Source organism: Lysinibacillus sp. IITD104 (assembly GCF_036698265.2).
Taxonomy (GTDB): Bacteria; Bacillota; Bacilli; order Bacillales_A; family Planococcaceae; genus Lysinibacillus; species Lysinibacillus boronitolerans.
In genome coordinates this window covers 3488880-3489183 of record NZ_JBAHYH020000001.1, presented here as the reverse complement: position 1 = coordinate 3489183, position 304 = coordinate 3488880, and the positions used below count along the sequence as shown (strand labels likewise).

General features: G+C 43.1%; 1 pseudogene. It reads left to right on the top strand.

The features are described 5' to 3' along the window. Positions 1-13 precede the first annotated feature (13 nt). Positions 14-304: pseudogene (locus V1L66_RS17815) on the top strand (amino acid degradation protein); the annotation flags it as partial.

The following is a 304-nucleotide window of genomic DNA, read 5'->3' as shown; positions in this document are numbered from 1 at the left end:
CTATGAGGCCTTATTGGAGCATGCGATCCATAAGTTAGGAGCTGAGGAAGTACAAGCGATTAAGCACCAGGTTCAGCAGCATCGTGCATGGGATGATCGTGAAAAATCCATTCGTATTGTGGATCAGCTCATGATTCGCTGTCAGGAATTAGCACCTGCCACAGTTCTGTTATATGCACCACCTTACTATCCAGCCATTAATTCATCCAACCATCCATTAGTGAAACAGTCGATTGAATTAATGAAGCAAACAGCTCAAACATTTGATATTGAGGTGGAGCAGATCCACTACTTTAACGGAATC